The 21,880-nt window shown below is 41.6% G+C and carries 26 protein-coding genes; 1 reads left to right on the top strand and 25 read right to left on the bottom strand.

Annotated features, from left to right (window positions below):
• From A7P55_RS10545 to A7P55_RS10515, 7 genes are read right to left on the bottom strand one after another with little or no spacing between them, the layout of a single operon-like run.
• Complete coding sequence (locus A7P55_RS10545) at window positions 1-1,095, bottom strand: hypothetical protein (protein WP_171552071.1); 1,095 nt, start codon at window positions 1,093-1,095, stop codon at window positions 1-3.
• Window positions 1,096-1,110: 15 nt separating this feature from the next.
• Window positions 1,111-1,797 carry a putative phage tail protein gene (locus A7P55_RS10540; RefSeq protein ID WP_171552070.1) on the bottom strand — a complete coding sequence of 229 codons (687 nt, stop codon included), beginning with the start codon at window positions 1,795-1,797 and terminating at the stop codon, window positions 1,111-1,113.
• 1 nt (window position 1,798) lies between these two features.
• Window positions 1,799-2,905 carry a baseplate J/gp47 family protein gene (locus tag A7P55_RS10535; protein ID WP_171552069.1) on the bottom strand — a complete coding sequence of 369 codons (1,107 nt, stop codon included), beginning with the start codon at window positions 2,903-2,905 and terminating at the stop codon, window positions 1,799-1,801.
• A complete protein-coding gene (locus tag A7P55_RS10530) occupies window positions 2,905-3,351 on the bottom strand; it encodes a phage GP46 family protein (protein WP_171552068.1) in 447 nt (148 codons plus the stop codon). The genes A7P55_RS10535 and A7P55_RS10530 overlap by 1 nt, the downstream gene beginning before the upstream one ends.
• Before the next feature lie 54 nt (window positions 3,352-3,405).
• Window positions 3,406-3,939, bottom strand: coding sequence for a phage baseplate assembly protein V (locus A7P55_RS10525; protein ID WP_171552067.1), 534 nt, complete (start codon window positions 3,937-3,939; stop codon window positions 3,406-3,408).
• Window positions 3,936-5,024 (bottom strand): phage baseplate assembly protein, encoded by a 1,089-nt coding sequence (locus tag A7P55_RS10520; protein ID WP_171552066.1) that lies wholly within the window; start codon window positions 5,022-5,024, stop codon window positions 3,936-3,938. Before A7P55_RS10520 ends, A7P55_RS10525 begins: the two co-directional genes overlap by 4 nt.
• Entirely contained in the window at window positions 5,021-6,349 is a 1,329-nt protein-coding gene (locus tag A7P55_RS10515; protein WP_171552065.1) for a DNA circularization N-terminal domain-containing protein, read from the bottom strand. The genes A7P55_RS10520 and A7P55_RS10515 overlap by 4 nt, the downstream gene beginning before the upstream one ends.
• Before the next feature lie 316 nt (window positions 6,350-6,665).
• Here A7P55_RS10515 and A7P55_RS10510 point away from each other — a divergent pair, with 316 nt between their 5' ends.
• Window positions 6,666-7,475, top strand: a complete 810-nt coding sequence (locus A7P55_RS10510; RefSeq protein ID WP_171552064.1) for a hypothetical protein — start codon at window positions 6,666-6,668, stop codon at window positions 7,473-7,475.
• 131 nt (window positions 7,476-7,606) lie between these two features.
• On the opposite strand, the gene A7P55_RS10505 is transcribed toward A7P55_RS10510, so the two are convergent.
• The 18 genes from A7P55_RS10505 to A7P55_RS10420 all read right to left on the bottom strand — a co-directional run bounded on the left by A7P55_RS10505 (window position 7,607) and on the right by A7P55_RS10420 (window position 21,714).
• Entirely contained in the window at window positions 7,607-9,556 is a 1,950-nt protein-coding gene (locus A7P55_RS10505; RefSeq protein ID WP_171552063.1) for a hypothetical protein, read from the bottom strand.
• Between the two features lie 139 nt (window positions 9,557-9,695).
• Window positions 9,696-9,995 (bottom strand): phage tail assembly protein, encoded by a 300-nt coding sequence (locus A7P55_RS10500; protein ID WP_171552062.1) that lies wholly within the window; start codon window positions 9,993-9,995, stop codon window positions 9,696-9,698.
• 3 nt (window positions 9,996-9,998) lie between these two features.
• Window positions 9,999-10,373, bottom strand: coding sequence for a phage tail tube protein (locus A7P55_RS10495; RefSeq protein ID WP_171552061.1), 375 nt, complete (start codon window positions 10,371-10,373; stop codon window positions 9,999-10,001).
• A 10-nt stretch (window positions 10,374-10,383) separates the two neighbouring features.
• On the bottom strand, window positions 10,384-11,883 hold the full coding sequence (locus A7P55_RS10490) for a phage tail sheath subtilisin-like domain-containing protein (RefSeq protein WP_171552060.1): 1,500 nt from the start codon (window positions 11,881-11,883) through the stop codon (window positions 10,384-10,386).
• Window positions 11,880-12,062 carry a DUF2635 domain-containing protein gene (locus tag A7P55_RS10485; RefSeq protein ID WP_171552059.1) on the bottom strand — a complete coding sequence of 61 codons (183 nt, stop codon included), beginning with the start codon at window positions 12,060-12,062 and terminating at the stop codon, window positions 11,880-11,882. Before A7P55_RS10485 ends, A7P55_RS10490 begins: the two co-directional genes overlap by 4 nt.
• 1 nt (window position 12,063) lies before the next feature.
• A complete protein-coding gene (locus A7P55_RS10480) occupies window positions 12,064-12,708 on the bottom strand; it encodes a hypothetical protein (RefSeq protein WP_171552058.1) in 645 nt (214 codons plus the stop codon).
• The gene (locus tag A7P55_RS10475) at window positions 12,705-13,094 is read right to left on the bottom strand and encodes a hypothetical protein (protein WP_171552057.1); all 390 of its coding nucleotides are present in this window, start codon (window positions 13,092-13,094) and stop codon (window positions 12,705-12,707) included. Before A7P55_RS10475 ends, A7P55_RS10480 begins: the two co-directional genes overlap by 4 nt.
• Window positions 13,095-13,096: 2 nt before the next feature.
• Window positions 13,097-13,306, bottom strand: coding sequence for a hypothetical protein (locus tag A7P55_RS10470; protein WP_171552056.1), 210 nt, complete (start codon window positions 13,304-13,306; stop codon window positions 13,097-13,099).
• A gap of 11 nt (window positions 13,307-13,317) precedes the next feature.
• Window positions 13,318-14,379, bottom strand: coding sequence for a major capsid protein (locus A7P55_RS10465; protein WP_216078023.1), 1,062 nt, complete (start codon window positions 14,377-14,379; stop codon window positions 13,318-13,320).
• A 62-nt stretch (window positions 14,380-14,441) separates the two neighbouring features.
• A complete protein-coding gene (locus tag A7P55_RS10460; RefSeq protein ID WP_171552055.1) occupies window positions 14,442-14,861 on the bottom strand; it encodes a head decoration protein in 420 nt (139 codons plus the stop codon).
• 12 nt (window positions 14,862-14,873) lie between these two features.
• On the bottom strand, window positions 14,874-15,485 hold the full coding sequence (locus A7P55_RS10455; protein ID WP_171552054.1) for a hypothetical protein: 612 nt from the start codon (window positions 15,483-15,485) through the stop codon (window positions 14,874-14,876).
• A complete protein-coding gene (locus A7P55_RS10450; protein ID WP_171552053.1) occupies window positions 15,486-16,358 on the bottom strand; it encodes a S49 family peptidase in 873 nt (290 codons plus the stop codon).
• Window positions 16,358-18,034: a phage portal protein gene (locus A7P55_RS10445; protein WP_171552052.1), complete on the bottom strand. Its 1,677-nt coding sequence runs from the start codon at window positions 18,032-18,034 to the stop codon at window positions 16,358-16,360. The genes A7P55_RS10450 and A7P55_RS10445 overlap by 1 nt, the downstream gene beginning before the upstream one ends.
• A 2-nt stretch (window positions 18,035-18,036) precedes the next feature.
• Window positions 18,037-18,306, bottom strand: coding sequence for a gpW family head-tail joining protein (gpW, locus tag A7P55_RS10440; RefSeq protein ID WP_171552051.1), 270 nt, complete (start codon window positions 18,304-18,306; stop codon window positions 18,037-18,039).
• A gap of 37 nt (window positions 18,307-18,343) precedes the next feature.
• Entirely contained in the window at window positions 18,344-20,305 is a 1,962-nt protein-coding gene (locus A7P55_RS10435) for a terminase gpA endonuclease subunit (protein WP_171552050.1), read from the bottom strand.
• The gene (locus A7P55_RS10430; RefSeq protein WP_171552049.1) at window positions 20,289-20,858 is read right to left on the bottom strand and encodes a hypothetical protein; all 570 of its coding nucleotides are present in this window, start codon (window positions 20,856-20,858) and stop codon (window positions 20,289-20,291) included. The genes A7P55_RS10435 and A7P55_RS10430 overlap by 17 nt, the downstream gene beginning before the upstream one ends.
• Window positions 20,859-20,935: 77 nt before the next feature.
• Complete coding sequence (locus A7P55_RS10425; protein WP_171552048.1) at window positions 20,936-21,175, bottom strand: hypothetical protein; 240 nt, start codon at window positions 21,173-21,175, stop codon at window positions 20,936-20,938.
• Window positions 21,176-21,186: 11 nt separating this feature from the next.
• On the bottom strand, window positions 21,187-21,714 hold the full coding sequence (locus A7P55_RS10420; RefSeq protein WP_171552047.1) for a hypothetical protein: 528 nt from the start codon (window positions 21,712-21,714) through the stop codon (window positions 21,187-21,189).
• Window positions 21,715-21,880: the final 166 nt, after the last annotated feature.

Below are 21,880 nucleotides of genomic sequence, written 5' to 3'. Positions count from 1 at the left end.
TTAATACCCAATAGCTTGCCAATAAATACCCTGTGGTGGTGTTAATGCACCTGCATTCGATTGATTTAAAACGTCCATACCAAACCGACTAATCTCTTTTACTTGCGCCCAAGTGTCATAAGATACGAGTTGGGTTGGACCAATGCAGATTGTTGCCTGTGTAGACAAACAAGCATTTGGGAAGTTTGTTGGGAAGTTTACATGTGCATATCTTTCAAACGCATTCCCTGAGTCCATTGGGGTCATATCAGAATAAGATACAAACCCAAACTGCATGATAAAACCATTAGGAAGTGTTGTGAATCCAGGATTCGAAGTAGAGAAAGTGCTTAATGACAATGATGGTGTTGTTATTTGACTATTTACTGTTAGTGATCCAGTTATAGTACCTCCAGCCTTGTCTAACTTCAGATCAATTTTGTCATTTAGTAGATTGTCACTATAAATGCGAGCATCACGTTCATTGTTATCTGCTGTTATGCGTGCATCACTTTCCCAGCCAATTCGCTGCAATAAATCTGCATCGGCGGTTTCACGCCAACCTCTTTCTTGATCAATATTTGCTTGCAAAGCATTGTCATTTGTAATGCGAGCATCGCTCTCCCACCCTATCCGCTGTAAGAGATCTGCATCTGCAGTTTCACGCCAACCTCTTTCTTGATCAATATTGGTTTGAAGTGTATCGAGAAGCGTCTGTAATTCGCTTGTGCCTATCAACTTCCAACCCGTCATGTCACTGTTTAAGTCCGTTGTGTTGCCATCCACTGTACAGACATATAGGCGCAAACCATCATTTGATGCAAGAATTGCGCCTTTCTGATATCCCCCTAGTGCATCTGCCAGTGGGCCATTAAATTTATAAGTGCCACCGGCATTTAACCAAACTTGGTGTTTAGATAAGTAATTAAAAATCCCATTAAAATCTTCACCATTTGGGGGTACACCACCTGCTAATTTATCTACCATTGTTTCGTATGGAAAACCCATTTGAAACGAGGCGGCACCTCGATCAGTGGTTGAAATTGGAATTTGATTTATATGGGCGCTATTCACAGCAAACGCTACTGCATTCAATACTGGTTGAGTAAGTGACATTTTTTACTCCAAAAATTAACGATAAAACCGACCTTGACCAAATGGCTCTGCATAATCAGTGGCACCTGAGAATCCAAAAACAGGATCTTTACCAAGCTCATTAAAATCAAAAACGGTCATATAAAATTGTGTGTGCGCTGGTTTATATCGCCCCAAAAGGCATGACAAGGCATTGAAAGCTGATGAGTTTCTAATGGTGGTTTCATCACCATTAAACTCAACCAATGCAGGGCTATTTGAGTCAATTACCACTTTCCATGTGTGACACCAATCCTCAAGTTGATTGATCATTCCGGGTGGCGCATCAGCGTCATAATGATCAATAGAAAACTCACGAATTAAAGTGTTAAGTCCTAAAGATGCTGCAATTGAATTGTAGTAATTAACAGTCTGACCACCATCAGCAATCAGTTTTGCGACAATGTATTGCCTGTTTTGTTCAATGTTATCTGGTGCACCAAAACAGAAGTCAGGTAAACCAAGTGTTGCATTCCATTCATCAATTAAAGCAGTGGTTGTTGCAGGAAAAGCATCGACTAATAGCTGCTGTGCTTCTTCGTCCATCTGCTGAAATGATTTTGCAAGCCCTTCAATTAAACCGTGCTGAATGCCTGTGTTTTCACGGGACCACACACGTCCACGAGGTAATAAAGCTTTTAGTGCCGATGTGTATTGAAAGACCGTGTATTTTGATGCGGCCATACTAACTCCATGTGATATTACCGAGCACTGCAATTGAACTTGGTGCAACTGGGATGTCGTCATTAGGGGTTATGATCTTAAAGTCATCAGTCCCATCCACTTTGTTGATAGCCGCCCATAAGTTTGCGAGCACCACCTTCTTACCTGGTGCAGAATTATTTAAAAATGCCTCATGTAGAGAAACTGTCACGGCGGCTCGATCTATTGGTCTAACACCGGTAATGTTCATATTGATCGTTTCAATTGTTGGTGAAAGTAAATGAACAAGTGCGGTGACGGGCCGCTTTGGGTAAATATAATCCGCAACAATAAGCTGATCACCTGTTGCTGGTGTACCACGCCACTCACTTGAAGCGACCCCATTTGTACCTTGTGGCAACCCGTGCGGATTTGCTGCAGTTGGTTCAACTAAAAAATACACACCAACTGTTGGAGGGCCATATATTAGAGGAACACACCAAGCACGTGAGACAATCGAAACTTGAGTTGCCCATTCTTCATAATCATTCTTTGCACCGCCTTGGGGTGTAGATTGATATGCAGCAATCACTCGGGCCTTAAAATCTGCCTCACTCTCTAAATCGGCACCACCAGTAATAAGACCTGATGTGCCTGAAGAATTAACACCGGATATAGATTGACCTAATGCGAATTGAGTATCTGCGCTACAGTTACCATCTACCCCATTAATACCATCAGGATCCGCCACCGCCTGAATGGTTGTAGTGACTACTCCAGCAGCATAGATAGAGTTGATAACAGTATATTGCTTGCCATCACTACGAATAATCGTGGTTCCGTTAGCGATTTCTGAACCAGCAACAGCATTAAATGAAACAGGTCCGGTTGCCTGTGTTGCTGCCTTTTGATATATCCCTCGTAATGCACCCCAGGCTGCAAGATATTCATCCGTGGCTGTGTAAGGTGTTGCCTGCAATGCAATATAGTCAAGATAGCCGTACTGCTGATGATTCATGCCAGCCAGTGTGGTGCCCAATACATTCAGGTTGGAAAATCGTAAAAGTGCATCAGACTGTGGTAGGCTTGATGTGATATTTTGCAGAGCACGTTGAATTAGTGCTGTTAATGTTGGTCTCTTGAATGCCATTACCAAAGATCCTCTGAAATTTTACTTATGACGCTACCATCCTGCCGAAATGCATCAACAGTGAGCCTTAATTGGTTGGGCTGTACAAACATGGCCTTAACATCGAATCTGGCAACCACCAAATCATCAATCATCCATTGCAGTGCCTCAATCGCGTAATTAACAGCATCTTTCTCCACAAGTAACGGTGCTTTTCTACGCTCCAATAGATATAGGCGGGAACCAATTGGATATTGTTGGCCTGTGTCACCCCACCAACCACGGCGGTCATGACGGGTTGTTGATGTGGAATCTGGTAAATCATCATTAATGTCAGCTATGCGATCAGTGAATAGGCTGATTAGGACTGCAGTTTCTACATCTTTGCCAGCTAGCAGCGAACCATCTTTAATTTGATACTCACCTCTAGCGGTGACTGTATCCCAGACTGTTTGAATATCTGCCATTAAATATCACCCATAAAAAAAGCCTCACTTAATGAGGCGTTTTTAATTGAAAATTTACTGCGGAGGTGACGTATCTCCACCCCTAGAATCAGTATGCTTGTGATTGAGACCTGATTTTCCACTTGACTGGAAATCAACGCCTTTGGCAATTCCATCTTTAAACTCAACACCGTTTATTGTGAATGTGCTTGAGCTGCTAATTGAACCTGTACCATCTCCATTTAATTTAATGATTGCCCCAGACTTATCAATCAAAGTTATGCCATTTCGACTCAAAAAAACTTCTTGACCTTGGTCATCGGAAATACACACCTCACCCTTCTTTAATCCTCGCTTTCGACTTTTAGGGTGATGGGTTGCCACAACTACACCACTGCTTTTATTGCCGCCAAAAAATAGAGTTAAAGCATTGTGACCATCAGGCGGGTAAGACTGAAAACCATATTCGGTATAACGCGGAATATCATCTTTGATTTCCTCATTATTAAATTGAACTTGGACTAACTGCACTTCCTTACTGTCATCTGAGACAATGCCTCGACCCGAACTCAGCAGATTCATAAGACCGTGAAAAATTTTATCTATCATTGCTTACCTGCTCCTGCTGCATTTAACACATCCACCGGTAACCCTTGATACGGAACAATTGGTTGTAGAGAAAATGCACCTACTGGCATGACCAACAGATCACAACGTGTACCTGTTTCATCAATACGATATGTAACTTCACCGATCAACCAGTTTTCATTTTCAAGCTTTAGTTTTGGAATATTGATCTTGATTTGAGTGTTAGGTTTATAGAGCTTCTCATCTGAATCACGCCAATTTGTAACTGTAGCTCTCAACATATAACTTCGTGCATAGCGCCTTTTTGCTTCCCAGAAAATACGTTTCTCAGCTACTAAAAAACCAGCATCACCATCTTCAGGGATGATATATAGGGGTCTATATCGCGGAACTGTCTTATCCTCAAGGGTGTAATGGCCGAATGAAATACCATTTGTAATATCAGGGGTCAACTGAGCATTTGGGTAAACGATTGTATAATGAGAGTAACGCTGGTCCATTCCTCTAACATAAGTTGCATTTTCAACATTTACGCCCTGCATTAAAACTCCGCTTGCAACATCATTTCTTTCACGACTCAAAACAAGATTGCCAAATTCATCTTCATAATAAAGTGCTTGTGCAATACGGCATATGCGCTCAATCACTGCAGCGGATGTTTCACCGAAATTGATATTCTGTGTTGAGATAGGATCAGGTTCAATTTCTGAAATAACACCAATAAGGAAATCTTCACAGAGCGATCGTGCAATAGACTCAACAGACATATTCATAAACTGCATACCCTTATAAACCGCAGAACAATCAACCAGATCCTGACAAAGACCACGGCCAACAATCTGAATGGTATGCTGCTCACCCGAGATTATAGGAATAACACGATCTATATAACCTGTTACCACAACTTCATCGCCAATCAGTACCTGGCATTTACTCCCCTCGATCACCTCAATGTAATCTAGATCAGGAATTTTCTCTGACATCCGCAAATCAAAACTATTTGGGATGCGTTCAATGCCCCGTGTAATACTTAAGTTTGTCCACCCAGTAATTTCCAATTGATCAGTACCACTTATGACTTTTAGCTTAACTACATCTTGATTCATGATGATAAGGCCTTAAATTTAATTGGCATAAAGGCTGGATGAATAGGGTTTGCTGATTTCACTAACTCTTTTTCGCGCCCAGTGTCCTGATAAAGTGTTTGTGCCCAAACTAATGATGGTAAGCTTGCAGCCGCTTCAACATCCTCAAACTGTGCTAGATCTGCACCACGTCTGGTGAGATCCTTAGAAACTGATGTTCTTAGATCCATCAATGCGTTGTATGTGTTATCCAGTCCTTGATCACCTGCCTTTTCCAATTCCTTATCAATTAACTTGCAGGTAAATGTCCGGGTAGTTTGAGCATCATCATAAGAAGTAAACACCCTATTAGCTGTTGATTCAGCAATACAAATAACAGCAATGCGATGTATCAGATCATTTAAAAGATTAAAACCTTTTGCTTCATCTGTTCCCTCAGGCATGGGTTGCATAGCTATTAGTGGCAACATAGCGTTGATCGCCTGTACAGGATCTGGATTTGCTTTATAAACAGCAGTGATTGTGTCAGAAATTCCATTTACAATTTTTTCGATATCCACATCAGCAGTAGCTCTGGATAAATCATCCAACTTATTTAAAACATTTACACGACTTGCTGAGCCTATACCAATTAGCTGGGAAACCGTTTTATTTAATTTTTTAGCATCAGATATTGCTGAACCGATATAGCGACCAATTTCACCCGGCAACCCTGTGATCATTGAAAATAGGCTGGTTGCAGTGAAAGTGACCTGCCTGATCATTGTTGTAAACTGATTCACCTTAGACAAAATTCCAGATCTAAGACTTCTTACCGAGCCTTTGACGCTAATCAAAGCATCTAGAATTGAAGCCTTTTTTGCAATGTCAACTTTTTTCCTAGTATCATTAGGTGTATCAAGCACAACAAAGATTGTCGGGTTAATATTATTCTCGACTAGATTAAATCGAAGTGTAGCTACACGCCCTTGCAACTCCTGCTCAATCTCTAAATTCTGTAAGCGCATCTTGGGATACATGCCTAGTGTAGGGTGAATAAATTCCCCATCTCCCCATTGTAATGCCGCTTTTTCAAATGCTTCTATTTGTTCTTTTAACGTCCCTTTTCCACCATATGCACCACCACCTTCTACAATGAAGCCCATGATATGAAATACCTTGCCCCTCGTACCTAGATCCTCGGCATAAACCCCATCTGTATAAGGGTATTCATGTACTGCGATTTTACGACCTAGTGATAATGTTGAAGATGTCACACCAAATGAGATATTACGCCAAGATGCACGTTGTAAATCTTTAAAAAAAGCCGGTTTGGGTGGAGATGTCATTTCAGTAATTTCAAACATTTTATTTTCCTTTAGCCAATAAAAAACCGACTTTTTAAAAGTCGGTTTTAAAACTTTGTATATTTTGCTAAACGTTTTAGTGCTGCATCCGCTATCTCTGATAAGACTTTCCGAGGCAACTGCTCTCTTTTGGCAATAATATCTGCAATTTCAGTCTCTATTATATTCATGGCATTGTAAAATATCCACGATGACGTTGTGGTTACGCTGTTTGACAAGTGTTTTTAAGCACCTTTTATCAAATTAATTATTTTTTTAATGAAAGCCAAATACAGAATGAAATATTATTAACACAAAATAAAACGGACATTTAGGTATGCTCAAAAAAATTCCATTATTTATGCTACTTTTAAGCCAAATCACTTTAGCAAATGCTAATACATGTTCGACAATTAGAGCATATTCATTAGTTTGCCAAGATCCAAACTATCTTGTACAAATGTATCCGCTTTATCAAAATAGTTTCTCAAACGCAGGAAGTTTATCAAGAATGGTGGATATCCTGCTTGCTAACCAATGCTGGGTTGCACCATCAAATCTACAAGTTAAGATCGGTAACAAAAGAGATTTCCGCACTAAACAGTACACCGCAAAACTAGTATACATCCAAACCAAAAACAATATCGGTTTTAAGATTGATCAATATTCCCATGATGGCGAGTATCTAGGGAAAAAAACCATATACCGAAATCAAGGTTGGGCTGGGCTTTATGCTTTAGACTGCGACCAGTCCTCTAATTCTATGCCTATAGACACCCAGAGCGATGATAAATTGAATTGCACAAAGGTGGAAACTGAAATTGAAAAATTAGTTTGTAAAAATAAATCCAAAAAAGTGAATACCCCACCTATCCAAAATCAACGATCCTCATCCAAATGTTTAAAATCAAAAACAAGCGTTGAAAAGCTCATCTGTAACGATGATGAATTATCTCAAAAAGATTTAGAGATATCTAAAGCTGTTAAACAAGCCTATAAAAAAATCCCTAATGATCAAAAAGCGTATCTTGAAGTTGGTCAAAACTCCTGGTTGGAAGAACGTAATAAATGTAAGAACAAAGCCTGTCTGCTCACATCTTATAACAACAGACTTATCGATTTAGAATACATTAATACCCATTACTAAGTCACCCTAGAAATTTGACTAAAACTTGGTATCTTAAGGACTCATTAATCTGTTTTATCCATATTATTAAGTTTGAAACAAAAAAGCCAAGAACCGAAAATTCTTGGCTTTTTGCTATTATTGGTGAATGGTTATGCTAAATACCCATTACCTGGCTGGTTGTGGCTGATCTTAACCCCCTGCGGAGTCTCAACCCTTGTTGTGGTTGCGCCAGTCGGATGAACAACAGTATTGACTAAAACATTCATTGATGCAGGCTGATTGCTTTTGCCCTTATCTTCACTTTTACCAAACAGGTTTTTAAGATAATCCTGACTGCTCTCATTCTGTTGTGGGCTTTGCATTCTTTCAAGAATTTTGTTGGAATACTCGTTGGGGCTTGGCTCATTTGGCGCTGGCTTTTTATCTGAAGGATTTGGGTTGTTTGAATACCACACCCGTGCCCCTCTCTCAGGACCATATTTATCAAATACCTGTTTAAGCTTGTAATCAATGATTTTCATCTGCAATTCAGGGTTTGATATAAATTGCTTTGGCGTTATGTCATATCCGAGTGCCTCGAAATCCCAACCGTGGTTTTTTTTACCAGCATTTTTCCCCCATCCTGTTAGGTTCTGCGGCATTATCTGAGCTAAACCTAATGCACCAGTTCGTTTGTTAACCTCCCAATACTTATGTCCTGACTCTTGAGCAATTATGCTTTTCTTAAACCGATCAAATGACAGCGAACCATGAGTTTTGCTAGTCATTTTCTCGATTTCTGCTGTAGTACCAGTAACACCCCTGTTGGATCTGACAATTGTTGGTGGAAGCTTGTCAGTTGGAGAGGTATTTTTCTCAGTTGCATCACTACCTCCAAAATTAAGCCCCAAAACATCTAGACCGCGTTTCAGAACCTTGGAGCCAGGAAAATCGGGTATATTTACTCTAACTTTATTGGCTAGATCAATAATTTGTTTCAGCTTGTCATAAGTCCATGTCACGACAGAGTATAAAATTTTAAACTTGCCCAAAACCGCAATTTCAAAAGATTTACCAACCGCACCAAAAAAACTTTCCCATTCCTTGAACTTATCAACAGTCTTTCCAGTCCACTTAACTATATCGACACAACCATCAATAAAATTATTAATGCCTTTCAGTGTTTCTTCAAAATCGATTTCATCCAACCAATTGGCTAAACGCTCTGCAAGCTTAGCGATCTTATCACTTACATTTTCTCGATTTAAAGTGAGGAAATTAGTCCATTTCTCAATTAGGGGCTGAAATACGGGAATAAGCTTATCGGCAATTGACACTTTCATTCCATCAGAAGCAGCTTTCATCGCATTCAATTTTTCAGCAAATTTGCTTGCACGCTCTGTCATCGCAGGCGTGACTTCGCCTTGCAGTTTTTCAACTTCAGCTTGGTATGATTTGATTACCTTACCACCATTCATTAATACTGGTAAAAGTTCAGACACACCAAACATATCAGCAAGTTTTTGCGCTGCTGCTGGATCTTTCTTTTGAACTTTCTGAATACGATCTGCAAGTTCATATAAAACTGCTTCAGTATCAACCACCCCATCTTTAGTCTGTTTAAGATCGATATTCAGCATTTTCAACATGCCAAAAACAGCTTGGTTTCGACCCCACTTCGCATCCTGCAAGGTTTGCTGAAATCCCTGTAACCCTTTGGTCATGGTCTCAGCCCCTATCCCTACCAGATCCCCCACACCCCGCCAATTCATCAACTTTTGGGCGCTGATACCTATGATCTGAGATGTTGTAGAAACAGCAAACCCAAGTTGAGACCATCGCTCGGTCATCTGGTAGATTCCCATAAGGGAACCACCACCAAACAATGCTAAAAGTGGTGCTCCCAACTTTAAAACAATACCCAGCAACGACATCATTTTCGTGGTTAGCCAACTAACACCCTTGGCTAGCTTATTAACCCCCGTTAAGTCACCTAATCTTTGAACTGAACGACCTAAACGGGAGAACGGCTGTGATAGCCGTTCTATTCTTTCGCTGATTCGATCAATGATCTGGGTTGCACGGTCTACAGCAGTTATCGTGTATTGAATTGGCCTCATTCAACTCCCGCCTCTTTTAGCATTTTCGCCCCCTCCTCCCAAAACAAAAGTTTTGTAAGGGTGAGATTTTCAGCATCTTGTGGACCCCATTTATAAAACCAAGTCACATAGAAAATGATTGGTTTTATATTGTGTTGGTCTACACGCCCAAAAAATAGTCATAGTACTTTTGGATACCATTAAGATCGCGGGCCCCCATCTTGTTGATGGTCGCAACATCTACTTTTGTATGATTGGCCAACATAGTTTTAAAAGCCTTCATCGATCCAAACTTTTTAGTGTTGTCACTTAATGATTCAATTTCTGCAATTGTCGGCTCTTGAAGATTAATAGAGGTGACTGAAATACCACCAGCATCTACTACTGGTGCAACCAAGGTGTAATCGTAAGGAGTTGGATACTCAACAACTTCATTTTCTGGAATTTCTTGATTTTGCATTTATTAATTCTCCGTTACTGAACCTGACATACCCTCAAAACGCACTTCAAATGTGCCCTCTTGAGTCTTTACCTCTTGCGGATCAATTGTCCACATATTGCGGCCAATGATAGTTTTCCCGTTTGCTAATTCAGCATGAATAGTGACATCAGTCATGGCATTAAAGTCTTTAACTGTTAAGCTTCCCGCATCGCGTAAAGTGCACGAGATAAAAGGAGCACGAGGCATCTCTGAATAACCGTGCACCTGATCTTGACCAATTAAAGATTTTCGTTCTACATCACCCGGTGAATATGTAAATTCACCACTTAGCAGATACGTCATCCCGTCCACAGAGATATTGGCAATACCTGCAAGTCTATTTGTATTATTAGCCATAGAACCCTCTTTACAGTTTGAACTGCGCAAGTAGCGCAAAAATGTTTAATTGGTTAATCAGCGTGCCGGGCCACAACACATCTACACGATTTTTGTTTTGCGCGTTTTGCTCAACAATCAGACCTTTAGCAAATGCATCTGCATCCTGTACATAACCGTTAAATTCCAGTTCTTGATAGGCTGCAATAACATCAGCTCGAATAATATTCGGCGTAACGATCGCTGCACCTTGCGCAAATCTAGTACCGTTAGCTGCTAACTTTACACGTCCATACTTGCTAGTAATTCGCGTTTTCATAAATCGAAGAATGTAAGCAAGCAGATACATTGTCTCGATTTTTAAGAAGGAATTATCTGGCGAACCAAAAGCATTGGTTTGATATGTTGTAATAATTGCTTCAATACGACACGTCCCATCATCACCAACTGTGAAAGTTGAAATACCGTTATATAAAAGAGCGTTTCGCTCTGTAAGCTCGAAACGGTTTTCAGCTTTGGGAGCGAACATTCCAACGATTGGCAATGTTTGAAGTGGGCGACCGGGATCGTTCTTTAATGATTGAACGATTGCACCTGTGTATTGCGCTGCAATCAACCATGATGGGGTTGGCGAATCATAAACACCAAGGATGCTCCCATGCGGGTTGTTGCGTGATGAACCTAAAGTTGTTTGATCACCAAATGTTCCGCTATTTACAGCGAAATATCCACCATAAAGCTGCTGACTCCATGACCAGCGTTCATTGAGAAAGCCATCAAGGGCATCCAAGGAGGCTGTGTCTTTGTAAGGGCACACAATAAAATCAAAAGTTGTATCACCTAGATTTGCCAATGCATCATTTAAGCTTGGATTACTTACACCACCTTCCAAATTTTGTGATGCAATAACAATCGTTAATCCAAGAGGTGTTGCCTGACCGCCGAGAGTATCAAGATAATTCAAACGAACATCAATTTCATTGCCTGTTTCCCCTGCATGAACTGCAGTCAATGTAATTACATTTGTGGGGCTAACTTCTGCTGAAACTGGTGCTTTAACATCGCTATTGATTGTATTCGCAATTGCTGCAGCAATCGATGCGACTGTTGAAACTGTCGAAACAGGAATTTGGTACAAACCTGTACCATTGGCCCAGTAACCACCAGCCCCAACATATAAACTGATCACTCCATTTTTCTCAGGAGTACCTGTAATTGTAATAGTAGTTGATGCTTGAGGCGCATCATCTGGATCAGCTAAAGGTAAACACCAAACCTCACCAAAATCATCATTTTTTCGGTAAGCAGCAAACATTGCGGCAAGTTGCGAGTTAATGCCGTATTTAGCTTGTGCATCTCCAACTCCACCACAAATCTGTGGAATATCTGGTGATGCAATACCTAAATCAGTCATCTGACCGATAATCAGAGTGCGTTGTATTGCTGTTGCTGTATTTGCTTGGGAATTATCAACTTCAGCATAAAACAGTGGCACACGCACATCATTTGGAACATTTGAAAAAGGAATCATTCTTTAACCTCTTTTTTTGTGCTTGCTTGAGGTTTTGGCGCATTCTTATGGATTACATCGCCATCCCGTAAACGGCGAACCCAATATGAATTTTTTTCAACTTCTCGCCCATTTTCGGGGAGATAATCACCAAAACTTGGATCAGGGATTTTGTAGCCGGCTTTAGGAACAACAAACATGTCATTCTCCTAATTTGATTTCTAAATACCCCTCATCTCGTCCATCTGGTCCTTCTGTACGAGGAGCAGGTGCAACAGAATCTGGGAATGGTGGATTTGGATAAGTGCCGTTGGGGTCAAATACATTGGCTAGATCAATATGAATACCCATGCTCTTTAACTCATCGGTATTAATAGTCCCTTCAAAATATTCAAAACCTTCATAAACAAATGCCGCTGAAACAGCGGCAATATGATCATTTCCAGTTGAGTCAACTTTAAAGACTGTATCTACAGCTTGAACGTTTTGGACCTGATTAATAATTGAGGGTGTACAAAGCAAAATGTTCTCGATCGCAAACCAGAACTGTTCTAGGGTGTCTTGAGCCTTTTCAGCAGTTGTTGCTGTTACAGCACATAAAACTTCTATCGTTACTGCAGTATCAAACTGCGGTAAACCTGCTTTGATGTTTGAAGCCTTCCCCTCGTTGGATGTACGAACTAAAAGACAAGGGATATAACTACTGTCTTTTAAATGTTGAATATCCCAGTCACCTGGTGAATCAATATTGACTTGATCATCACCAATCCAAAGATCAGCTCGCTTAAGAGCATTTAAAACTGATATTCGCATCTGACGACGGAATAGCATTGATTCATCACTCATTGGTCCTGTGTCCCACTATCATCAGTTGTGTCGCATGGTGTTGGTGCGATATTCAATAGCAATCGACACGCTCCATGACCATCAGGCATCACTTTTTTGACGATGTACCAAGTATCTTTAAGCGGTGCGCCAAATGATGCCTTAACCAAGATTTGGTCTTTTTGGCATGGCTCAACTGGTAAATCACGAAGGTTCAAACCAATACACGGGCTTATTGACGTTATGGACATACCATCAACAATGTTTATATCGGTAAATGCCTCATCAAAAATCCCTGTTAACTCATAACGGTTTTGGTATCTGCCCTTAACTGGTGAATAAACAATTGGCTGCCCGAAAGCAGCCATAAGTGGTGACAAGACCTTGCTTTGCCAATCCACGCTCATTTTTATTTACCTTCCTCGTCTTCTTCGACAGCTGCAGTATGCTCAAGTGGGCGAATAATGCCTGCTTCACTTAAGCGATTGATTTCAACCTTGTCATCAAAATCAATCAACTCACCTTCCGAATAACTTTTAAGAACAACGGTAGTATCATTTCCTGACTTTTTCGCCACGCCAAACTCTACTGTATTGCCTTTACTAACTGCGTATTTCATTTAAATGCTCCTTAACCTAAGACTGGATCACAAACACGAGCTGAAAAGCTGGCATTTACACGAGAAGGTATTACCAATGGTGCTGACTGCATCAATAGATATAATTGTGCAGGGTCTTGGTTGAGCCACATTTTAGGCGCGTACGCTAATGGACCATAATTGAATGCAGGGTCAACAATCATGCCGAATGCACGAGTACCCATTAGATCAGCACCAGACATAACTACAGTACCATCAGTGATCATTGGGTATTCTTGGTTATCATCTGGATCAATGTACCAATCGTTGTAAACCCAAAGATCGTAATTTCCCCAACGACCTTTATAAACTGCACCGCGCTCAATTTGAGCACCTACATTAATATTATTGCCACTGCCTCCATTACCCGGATACCAGATTGTTGTTTTAACGGTTTCATCATTTTTAAAATGTGTCCATGACGTCGTGGTAAAAACAAGGTCTGTGCCTACACCACCTGACTGCTTAAGCATTTCGTGGGCCCATTTTTCGATATCACTTGAAGGCGACACACCAGGTTGTCCCCATTTTGCTGCGCCAGCTAAAGTTAAAGTTAATGATGGAGCTCGGCCAAAATCAATAACGGTAGTTGGGAACCCATCACCTTTTACTGTGACTTTCCCTGTTGTTAAGGCTTGGGCCGCCATCCATTCCATGCGACGATCCACCATATCAACCTGATCTTCCATTTCAAAACCAATATTGGCTTGCATGCGCTTTTCAGGTGTTAATTCCCCACCACCGATACGTTCCCCAATTTGACGGCGAACTGGTTTGCGTAAGTCCGGTACTCGTTTATCTTTGATGTAGGCTGGCTTAAAACGGTCCGTTTGATAAGTACGAGACTCAACAAGTTTGCCTTCCACTAATGGAGAGCAAAAAGGGGCTAAACGGCGCTTACCTACGTCAACATCAATGTCGACTTCCTCTGTATCTGACTCAACAATATTTGGAAAGAATTTATCCAAAAGGAATTTTTGAGCACGCTTAAGATTTGGGACCACCTGCACCAGAGCTGCAGTGGTAAATACTGTCATATTGTTTTGACCAGGCATTAATTTTCTCCAAAAAAAAGAGCCACTGAAAAGTGACCCTTTTTAAAAAATTTAATTTGTATTTAGGTTGCTGAAATAGGTGTTTTCAAGAAAATGCTTGTTGCACCAAATCCAGCCTTCAATGCTGTCAAAGCAGCAGCACTACCAGCAACACCCCAACTTGCATCATAAATTAACTTATTAAAGTTAACTTCAATCATCACATATACAGAACTGGTTTGCGGTGAGGTAACAGTTGCATCAACTTGATCAACTAAAACCCCACGTGGCTTTTCTGAACCATCATTTGCAGTTTTAATAGAAGGAATCCATACACCAGTGGCAGTAATCATCCCCATCACTGTGCCGCGCTCATAAACTCCACTGCCACCAACTTGAACTGTATCAGTGACAAGTTTTAAGTCACCCGCAATTAGCTGATCAGGAATGAATACATCTGTTGTCTTTCCCGGAATCCACGGATTATTTGAGTAATTCGTCATTGCATTTTCCTCTTATTCACCACGAACAGCTTTCATAGCATCTAAAATGCTATTTGCTTGGGCAGTTGATTTATTTTTTGGGCCTTGATCATTACCACCAGCATTTGTACCAACTTGGTAGTTTGGAACTCCCTGCATGCGGTTGCCTAAACCACCATTTGGTGCTGACATTTTTGCAGCATTCATTGCTGAAATTGCTTGCGATGCGGTCAAGTTGGTGTCAAATGCAAAAACGGCGGCTTGATGAACATTATTCGCTTTAACACCATGCGCAATAATGCGCGCACAGCGGTTACGTTCAGAAGCACGAGCAGCCTTTGCATTTGGCTTTTCGTCGTCTTCATCTTCTTCCGCATCAGGATCAGTATCGTTGATTTCCCCCTCTGCCTTTTCTTCTTCTTCGTCCATTTCTTCCATGCGGGCCGCATAGTCGTCATCAGATTCATCTTCCATCTGTTCACGATCTGGATCAGTTTCAGCTTTTTTTGCCCATTCTTTTTCTTGTTCAGCGCGCTTTGCCTTTTCGTCATCTTCACGTTGATCTTCAAGATGAAGGCCCATATAACTTGCAAACGGTGCTGCTTGCTGCATGGTTTTCTTTTTTGCTTTCGGTTGCTTAGCCATTTAAAGCTCTCCTGATTTAACTTTGTCAAAAAGGGCGTTAAATGCTGCATCAGGTGGCATCACTGCATCAGCAAGCCCCATGTCCACACCATTCTGTCCCATATAAGTTATTGCTTCTGTGTTTTTAACTTTGGAAGCGTCTAAATTACGATTACGGGCAACTGTCTCAACAAATAGCCCACCCATTGCATCAATTTCTTTTTGGTAACGTTCCAAGGCATCAGGTGATAAGGGTAATTCTGGTGCACCGTCAGTTTTGTGTTTACCGTAGTTGATGAAAGTTACTTTCAAACCTGCACTATCAATGGCTTTAGACATATCAACATGCATGGTAATCACACCTATTGAGCCAACACCGCCAGTACGCGGCACGGTCACATAGTCACATGCACTTGCGATTGCATAACCTGCCGAATAGGCATACTCATTCAAGATGCCCCAAATCGGTTTTTTGCCTCGTAGGTTATAAATCGCATCGACAAGATCAAAGCAACCAGACACCTCACCACCTGGTGAGCAAATATCTAAAGCAATAGCTTTGACTGAGCTGTCATTAATAGCTGCATACAGATTTTGGCGAATGCCGTCATAACCAGTCATGCCACTGTATGGCTTAAGACAACCTAGTTTTTGAACTAATGTGCCCTCTATCTGGATGATTGCCACTCCACCAACCACCTCATAACCGACTGGTTTTGAGTTACGTGCTGGTGAAGAAAACTCATAATCATCATCTTCCATCATCACTGTTCGTTGGATCTGACTAATGCCCAAACGCTCAGATAATGCGGCAATCACGACCTCAGCCTTGGCTGGGTGAATTGCAAGAGGCACATTAAATAAACGCTGTGCCAAAAAACTAAAACGATTCATTATTCGGCCTCTGGTAATTGAGTTGTTTGTTTTGCAGGGGGTGATGCTTCCTCACCATTCCCTGTCCATTGAGGCAATGGCAAATTACGCTCTTTAAACATTCTTACCTCGTTGGCACGTTGGTCTAGGAGTTCTCGATAATCCGCGCCATCAAGTTGAGCTGCTTCTTTCTCAAGAGTGGTTAAGCCTGCATCCATACCAAGAATCGCACCTTGTTTCTCCTTAACATCATCGACATAGCCACGCCCTGGTCCCATCCACTTGCAACGCCCATAAAGGCTCCGATATTGGATAAAGTCAGGCGCACCTGCAGGTAAAGGAAGGTTTCCAACTTCAAAACATTCTTCTAGCCATGCAGCAAATAAGGGCTGACAAAAGCCAGTCGCAAAGTTAATACGGCGACGATTAAATGTTTTCCAAGCTTCAAGCATTGCTGCCCGATATGATGAATAATTGACCTCTGCCCAGTTTTGACTGATCTGTTGAGCACTCATACCAGTTCCTGCGGCCACATTACGCAACACTGCAGATTCAAAACTTGCAAAGTTTGAATTTGGTCGCTGTGCTGCAACAGTATTGATCGATTCACCAGGTGCGAGTATTGGCATTCGCACACCACCTAGCTTAATACGACTGTTTTTGTGGAAGTCCGTGCGGAATTCCTGATAAGCACCTAAACCAGCAGAATCTGGACCAGTACCTCCAAGTGCATCTTCTACAAATCCCGGATCGTAAGGACTTGTAATGAATGCACCAAAAATCGCATTCACAATGGCCGCATCCATTTCAGTACCATCATATTTGATCAACATTTTCAGTCTTTCTATTACCGATGTTAGAATGCCTGTGCCTCTGTGCTGTGCAGCTCGGTCATGATCAAAATCATGTACGATGATAGGTCTACCCCAATCTGTTTCTCGTGGTATACGTTCCCATACCACAGACTTATCGGCATTAAACCAATCACCTTGATGTGCCTTTCTGATGTGGTAGGCAATTGGTGCACCATCCTCGGATATTTCAACACCACCACGGACGTTTTTAATATCAAATTGATTGTTTGGATTACTCAATCGATCTGGGTCTATCACCTGAATTGCTGTTGCAAAATTTGCACGACCATAACCAACCATCTCTGGTTGCCACTTTATGTATGCCAATGCATCACCATCAATAATCTTGTGTCGATAAGATAGATAAAGCATTTCAGATACAGTTAAGCAGCGTTCAACGTCACAATAGCGGCCAACATCATTGGCGAATAAACGCCAATAGGCATCAACAGCACGCCCAAATTCTTCTGCCCATTTGTGGTCAAATCCTTTATTGCCTGTCACTTGCTGCAAGGCGTAATAATCTGGCTTACTCAAAGGTCTAAATTCAGGACCAATAACATTATCAAGATTACGAGTAATGGCAGCACTTGCCCAACCATCGTTACGGACAAGATCTCGAGCACGGGCCACGATAGTGTCACGACCAGTATTGATCTCGTTATCTGGGGACCATAAAGAAGGTGACCAACCTGCGGTATGTTCACTGGAATAACCAGCGGCATCATACGGCGGTGCTGCATATCCCTCATTACCAGCTAATGCTTTGGTTTTTTGGGTTAAAGGCTGACCATGTACATCAACGATGATACTTACATGAGGTTTATCTTTAGCTGCAGACATACTTACCTCCGTGAGAATCGAAATTGAACTGGCCGTCTACGTTGAATTGGCATTCCAAGTTGCAGTTTCAGCATATTGATAAACTGCAAAAGCTGCTGTAGGTCTAATTGATCGTACTTAACTGTTCGGGAGCCATCCCCTTGAGCATAAGAAAACTCAACCCCTCGCGTACCAGTCATTAACTGAGTGTAAGCTGTCTGAGCAGTGTTTAACGCTGCTTGTAATTGAGCTGTAGTCATACCTGCAAGCGGTGAGGTGTTTGGGTCATACATAAATATTTATCCAAAAAAAACCCCGCTTGATGCAGGGTTAATTGTTCATTTCAGCCATTCGCTCAGCTAAAGACTTTTTCTTAGTAGCCTCTGTTTTGATAACAGTAACGGCTTTTACAGGTTCATCCGTTGTTGGCGAAATTTCGTTAACATCCATAGGATCATCAAGAACTCGCTCAATTTCTTGCATCGGTATAAAATCCTGCTTTTCCATTCGCTCACACAAGCTATTGAGTTTAAGCCCCAAATGGTTGAGTCCACATAATGCCGAGTAAGCATAAACACGGCAGTCTAATGCCTCGTTCGCCTTACCTGCAGGTAATTCCCAAACTCGATATGTATCAGCACCAACCTTCTTGGTCATCAATCTTTCAGCTAGTAACTGTTGAAAATAACCTAGATCACGGTCACTCGGAAAATGCATATAACCCGGACCAGCTACCTCAAGATGTAAACGGCGTCTAATCTGGTCCTTGGCACTGTTCACACCAAGGATGATAGGTTTAAATGTTTTCTTGGTTCGGCTTGTTGGTTTTTTTGTTGGCCAAACAGGTGAGCGCTTACCATTTCGAGCTGACTCACCCTTAATCGCCCACACCCGCCGCGCCAATCGCTCTTTACAGAAGTCATAAACCTTTTGGGTGTGGCCTTCCTGACCACCAGAATCCAGACAAGCTGCAGCAATAGTGAAAGGACGGCCATCCCCTCTACAGAATCGCTTCTTTAAATATGCGTCAATCTTATCCCAGTATGCAGGGTCATCAATTTCACCGTAAATTGTCTCATAAGCAATTGACCATGATTCCTCAAAACGGCCCCAACCTACAACCTCAATCTCACATCGATCATACTGAAAGTCGATACCTGCAGTTAAAACACCGACACCATCTGGTACTTCATCAACCCATGTTTCACATCGGTCTAAAAGTTGCCCTTCTGGTAGAACACTTTCACCTAAATCATCGAAAGGCTCACCTAACACAAGGTTAAAAAAGGTCTTTCGTTGCAATGGGTCTTTGTGGACGTTCAACCACTCCTCTACAAGTCGGGACCAACCCGCCTTAGGTAGTAATGAATAACCTGTCCAGATATGAAAGCCTGCATGACCCTTAAAAGGTGCTGTGGCTTGCCACACACCATTTTGTATCATCCAACCCTTATGATCCTCGGTTATTTCACAGCCATTAATACATGAATAATAAGCAGAATCCTCTATGTATTCGCCTAGTTCATCACGTCTCCATTTGATGCCGTGTGGGGTTTCTTTGCCGCCCCACTCTAAAACTTGCAGTTCCTTACAATGTGGACAAGGAACAAAATAACGGCGCATATCGCTATTGAGCCAAGCCTTCTCTATTCGGCTGTCACCCTTATTTGTTGGAGTCGAACCTAAAACAATGACGCTATTCCAATAGGTTTCAGCACGCTTTTTACCAAGTGAAATTTGATCACCCTCGGCACCTGCACCGCCGATTGGATAACCATCTATCTCATCGAACATAACTACACGCACAGTGACACGACGAAAGCCACCTGGTGAATCAGCGCCAATTAGCTTTACGCTTGAACCATTGTTAAACTTTTTAGCCAGAATAGTCTGGTTAGAGTCTTTGCTTTTTGCATTACCACCCAACTTAGCCAGTACTGGTACATCACGCAACATTGGTGCAATGACACCTTTTGAATGATCCTCGGCATCACCATTACGTGGCTGCACAATCAAAATTGGTGACGGCTGATAATGTATAAAATATCCAAAAGCATTATTAAGTACCTGCGTATATCCAACCCGCGCCGACTTCATTACTACGATGGTTTTATTTTTTGTATCAGTCATAGCATCCATGATGCCATTTTGATATGGGTAGGCTTTAAATCGTCCAGTGCTCGCTGAATAGTCAGCAGATAACACCATGTATTGCTCTGCCCACTTGCTGACTGACAAAAATGGGGGTGGCCTTAACGCCTCAGCAAAACTTGCTCTAATTTTCAATTTCATAAGAATCTAAGAACTCGTTAAGACAATAAGTTAATTCTTCCCTCAATGTGCTTTCGATCTCTGCAGGTGAATTAATAGCTGCTAACCTGACAGCAAGCTCAGAAGGCAAAGAAAGTAACTTTCGTTGTAATTGGGCCGCAACCTCTGCGTCATGTTGATAGACCTTGTCGGCTTCTAATAAAGTCCCTTCTCTAACGTCAGCATTTAACTTTGCCTCTCTCGCCTTCTCTCGCTCGACTTGTAGTTTTTCATAAGTTAATCGGCGTGATAATTCTTTGGCCGCTAGCATGGCTTCTGCTGAGTCATCCATAGGTAACGATGCGTTACCCTGCCCACCGTTACCTAAATCAGTTACCTCGTTACCTTGGGTAACTCCAAAATATAATTCTTCATCTGATGATATTTTTTCTTTTCTGTAGAGTTCTAAATTTTTATTGCTAAGCTCTACATCCACTGAGCCGTCTGCGTTTAAGACAACCCAACCTTTATTTTTCCATGAGGTAACAGTCTTTTTGCTTACGTCATGGAGTCGAGCAAATTGTGCTTGATTCATGTTACCCGTTACCCTGTTACCCACTTCAAAAAATTTCGTAGCTAGTCACAAAGCACGGTGCGCAATCTCCCGCCTTGCTAACCCCCTTGGGAAGTACCTTTTGTAAATGGCTTGTGCTCTGCTGATCGTTTAGCGCTGTGCATTGCAGCCTTTACATCATTGCTAGGCTGTAATCCCATTGCAGCTCGATGTGCATTAAACTCTTTAAGTGCTTTCATTCTTGCTTTAACCATATAAACAAACAATCCAATCACACCAAAGAATACGGCGACAACAAACGCATATAACAACCAAAGTAAAACTGTTAATGGGTTCATGATGATTCTCTCTATCTTGCAGAAGCAATTGCAGCTGCTAATTGTCTTTCAAATACTTGTTTAACGTTTCGGCCTACAACCACTTGTGCTCTACTACCGAAGTTTAGGCGCTTGCGTGTTGTTACTGGTTCACTGAATGCAACAAGCAATCTTAGCTTTCCTGTATTGTTTGCTACCTTGGCACCTTTACCACGGCGACCTTTCTGGACAGTTGGTCTTTGCCATAGTCCATAAACAGAACCAACTTTACCGAGAAATACGTCCTTTCGATTCAGATAACGTTTAATGGTATTACGTGGCAGATTGCCGTATTGGTTAGCATTAACACTGATTGGTACTAGATCAGCAGGTTTGCTACCAAGGAATTGTTTTCCGCCGTACTCATACGGTGCTATGTACCGAGCAGCCAATGGGCGTATGTAAATAGTTGCTGTTGGGTTGCCTTTCTTGGCATAACGGATAGCAACTGAATTAACTGTGAACGGAGTAGGATTGTCAAAGAACGATGCAAGACCTTTTTTTTCTTCAACTACAGCCATCTTTGCTAACTCATTTACTGTTTTAGCCAGAACATAAGCTACATGTTTTTTATGTTCCTCAGCTACTCGTCTTATTTGATGTCTCACATCAGAAGTAATTGATAAATCAATCATAAAACACCATAAGGCTAAAGCTGACGAATGGTAAACATTTTTGTTGACTTGG

This window comes from Acinetobacter sp. Ac_5812 (genome assembly GCF_013072695.1).
In the GTDB taxonomy this organism is placed as follows: Bacteria; Pseudomonadota; Gammaproteobacteria; order Pseudomonadales; family Moraxellaceae; genus Acinetobacter.
Note: the sequence above shows the minus strand (reverse complement) of the source record. Positions and strands in the feature narration are given on the sequence as shown.

Excerpts from the sequence above, each read along its gene's own strand:
- A7P55_RS10505 (WP_171552063.1), bottom strand. The coding sequence starts at position 9,556 with ATGAGGCCAATTCAATACACGATAACTGCTGTAGACCGTGCAACCCAG.
- A7P55_RS10445 (WP_171552052.1), bottom strand. The coding sequence starts at position 18,034 with ATGTCTGCAGCTAAAGATAAACCTCATGTAAGTATCATCGTTGATGTA.
- A7P55_RS10450 (WP_171552053.1), bottom strand. The coding sequence starts at position 16,358 with ATGAATCGTTTTAGTTTTTTGGCACAGCGTTTATTTAATGTGCCTCTT.
- A7P55_RS10430 (WP_171552049.1), bottom strand. The coding sequence starts at position 20,858 with ATGAATCAAGCACAATTTGCTCGACTCCATGACGTAAGCAAAAAGACT.
- A7P55_RS10520 (WP_171552066.1), bottom strand. The coding sequence starts at position 5,024 with ATGAATCAAGATGTAGTTAAGCTAAAAGTCATAAGTGGTACTGATCAA.
- A7P55_RS10455 (WP_171552054.1), bottom strand. The coding sequence starts at position 15,485 with ATGGCTAAGCAACCGAAAGCAAAAAAGAAAACCATGCAGCAAGCAGCA.
- A7P55_RS10495 (WP_171552061.1), bottom strand. The coding sequence starts at position 10,373 with ATGGCTAATAATACAAATAGACTTGCAGGTATTGCCAATATCTCTGTG.
- A7P55_RS10435 (WP_171552050.1), bottom strand. The coding sequence starts at position 20,305 with ATGAAATTGAAAATTAGAGCAAGTTTTGCTGAGGCGTTAAGGCCACCC.
- A7P55_RS10480 (WP_171552058.1), bottom strand. The coding sequence starts at position 12,708 with ATGAGTGATGAATCAATGCTATTCCGTCGTCAGATGCGAATATCAGTT.
- A7P55_RS10420 (WP_171552047.1), bottom strand. The coding sequence starts at position 21,714 with ATGGCTGTAGTTGAAGAAAAAAAAGGTCTTGCATCGTTCTTTGACAAT.
- A7P55_RS10465 (WP_216078023.1), bottom strand. The coding sequence starts at position 14,379 with ATGCCTGGTCAAAACAATATGACAGTATTTACCACTGCAGCTCTGGTG.
- A7P55_RS10540 (WP_171552070.1), bottom strand. The coding sequence starts at position 1,797 with ATGGCCGCATCAAAATACACGGTCTTTCAATACACATCGGCACTAAAA.
- A7P55_RS10460 (WP_171552055.1), bottom strand. The coding sequence starts at position 14,861 with ATGACGAATTACTCAAATAATCCGTGGATTCCGGGAAAGACAACAGAT.
- A7P55_RS10515 (WP_171552065.1), bottom strand. The coding sequence starts at position 6,349 with ATGTTTGAAATTACTGAAATGACATCTCCACCCAAACCGGCTTTTTTT.
- A7P55_RS10510 (WP_171552064.1), top strand. The coding sequence starts at position 6,666 with ATGCTCAAAAAAATTCCATTATTTATGCTACTTTTAAGCCAAATCACT.
- A7P55_RS10470 (WP_171552056.1), bottom strand. The coding sequence starts at position 13,306 with ATGAAATACGCAGTTAGTAAAGGCAATACAGTAGAGTTTGGCGTGGCG.
- A7P55_RS10475 (WP_171552057.1), bottom strand. The coding sequence starts at position 13,094 with ATGAGCGTGGATTGGCAAAGCAAGGTCTTGTCACCACTTATGGCTGCT.
- A7P55_RS10545 (WP_171552071.1), bottom strand. The coding sequence starts at position 1,095 with ATGTCACTTACTCAACCAGTATTGAATGCAGTAGCGTTTGCTGTGAAT.
- A7P55_RS10535 (WP_171552069.1), bottom strand. The coding sequence starts at position 2,905 with ATGGCATTCAAGAGACCAACATTAACAGCACTAATTCAACGTGCTCTG.
- A7P55_RS10485 (WP_171552059.1), bottom strand. The coding sequence starts at position 12,062 with ATGTTTGTTGTTCCTAAAGCCGGCTACAAAATCCCTGATCCAAGTTTT.
- A7P55_RS10490 (WP_171552060.1), bottom strand. The coding sequence starts at position 11,883 with ATGATTCCTTTTTCAAATGTTCCAAATGATGTGCGTGTGCCACTGTTT.
- A7P55_RS10425 (WP_171552048.1), bottom strand. The coding sequence starts at position 21,175 with ATGAACCCATTAACAGTTTTACTTTGGTTGTTATATGCGTTTGTTGTC.
- gpW (WP_171552051.1), bottom strand. The coding sequence starts at position 18,306 with ATGTATGACCCAAACACCTCACCGCTTGCAGGTATGACTACAGCTCAA.
- A7P55_RS10500 (WP_171552062.1), bottom strand. The coding sequence starts at position 9,995 with ATGCAAAATCAAGAAATTCCAGAAAATGAAGTTGTTGAGTATCCAACT.
- A7P55_RS10525 (WP_171552067.1), bottom strand. The coding sequence starts at position 3,939 with ATGATAGATAAAATTTTTCACGGTCTTATGAATCTGCTGAGTTCGGGT.
- A7P55_RS10530 (WP_171552068.1), bottom strand. The coding sequence starts at position 3,351 with ATGGCAGATATTCAAACAGTCTGGGATACAGTCACCGCTAGAGGTGAG.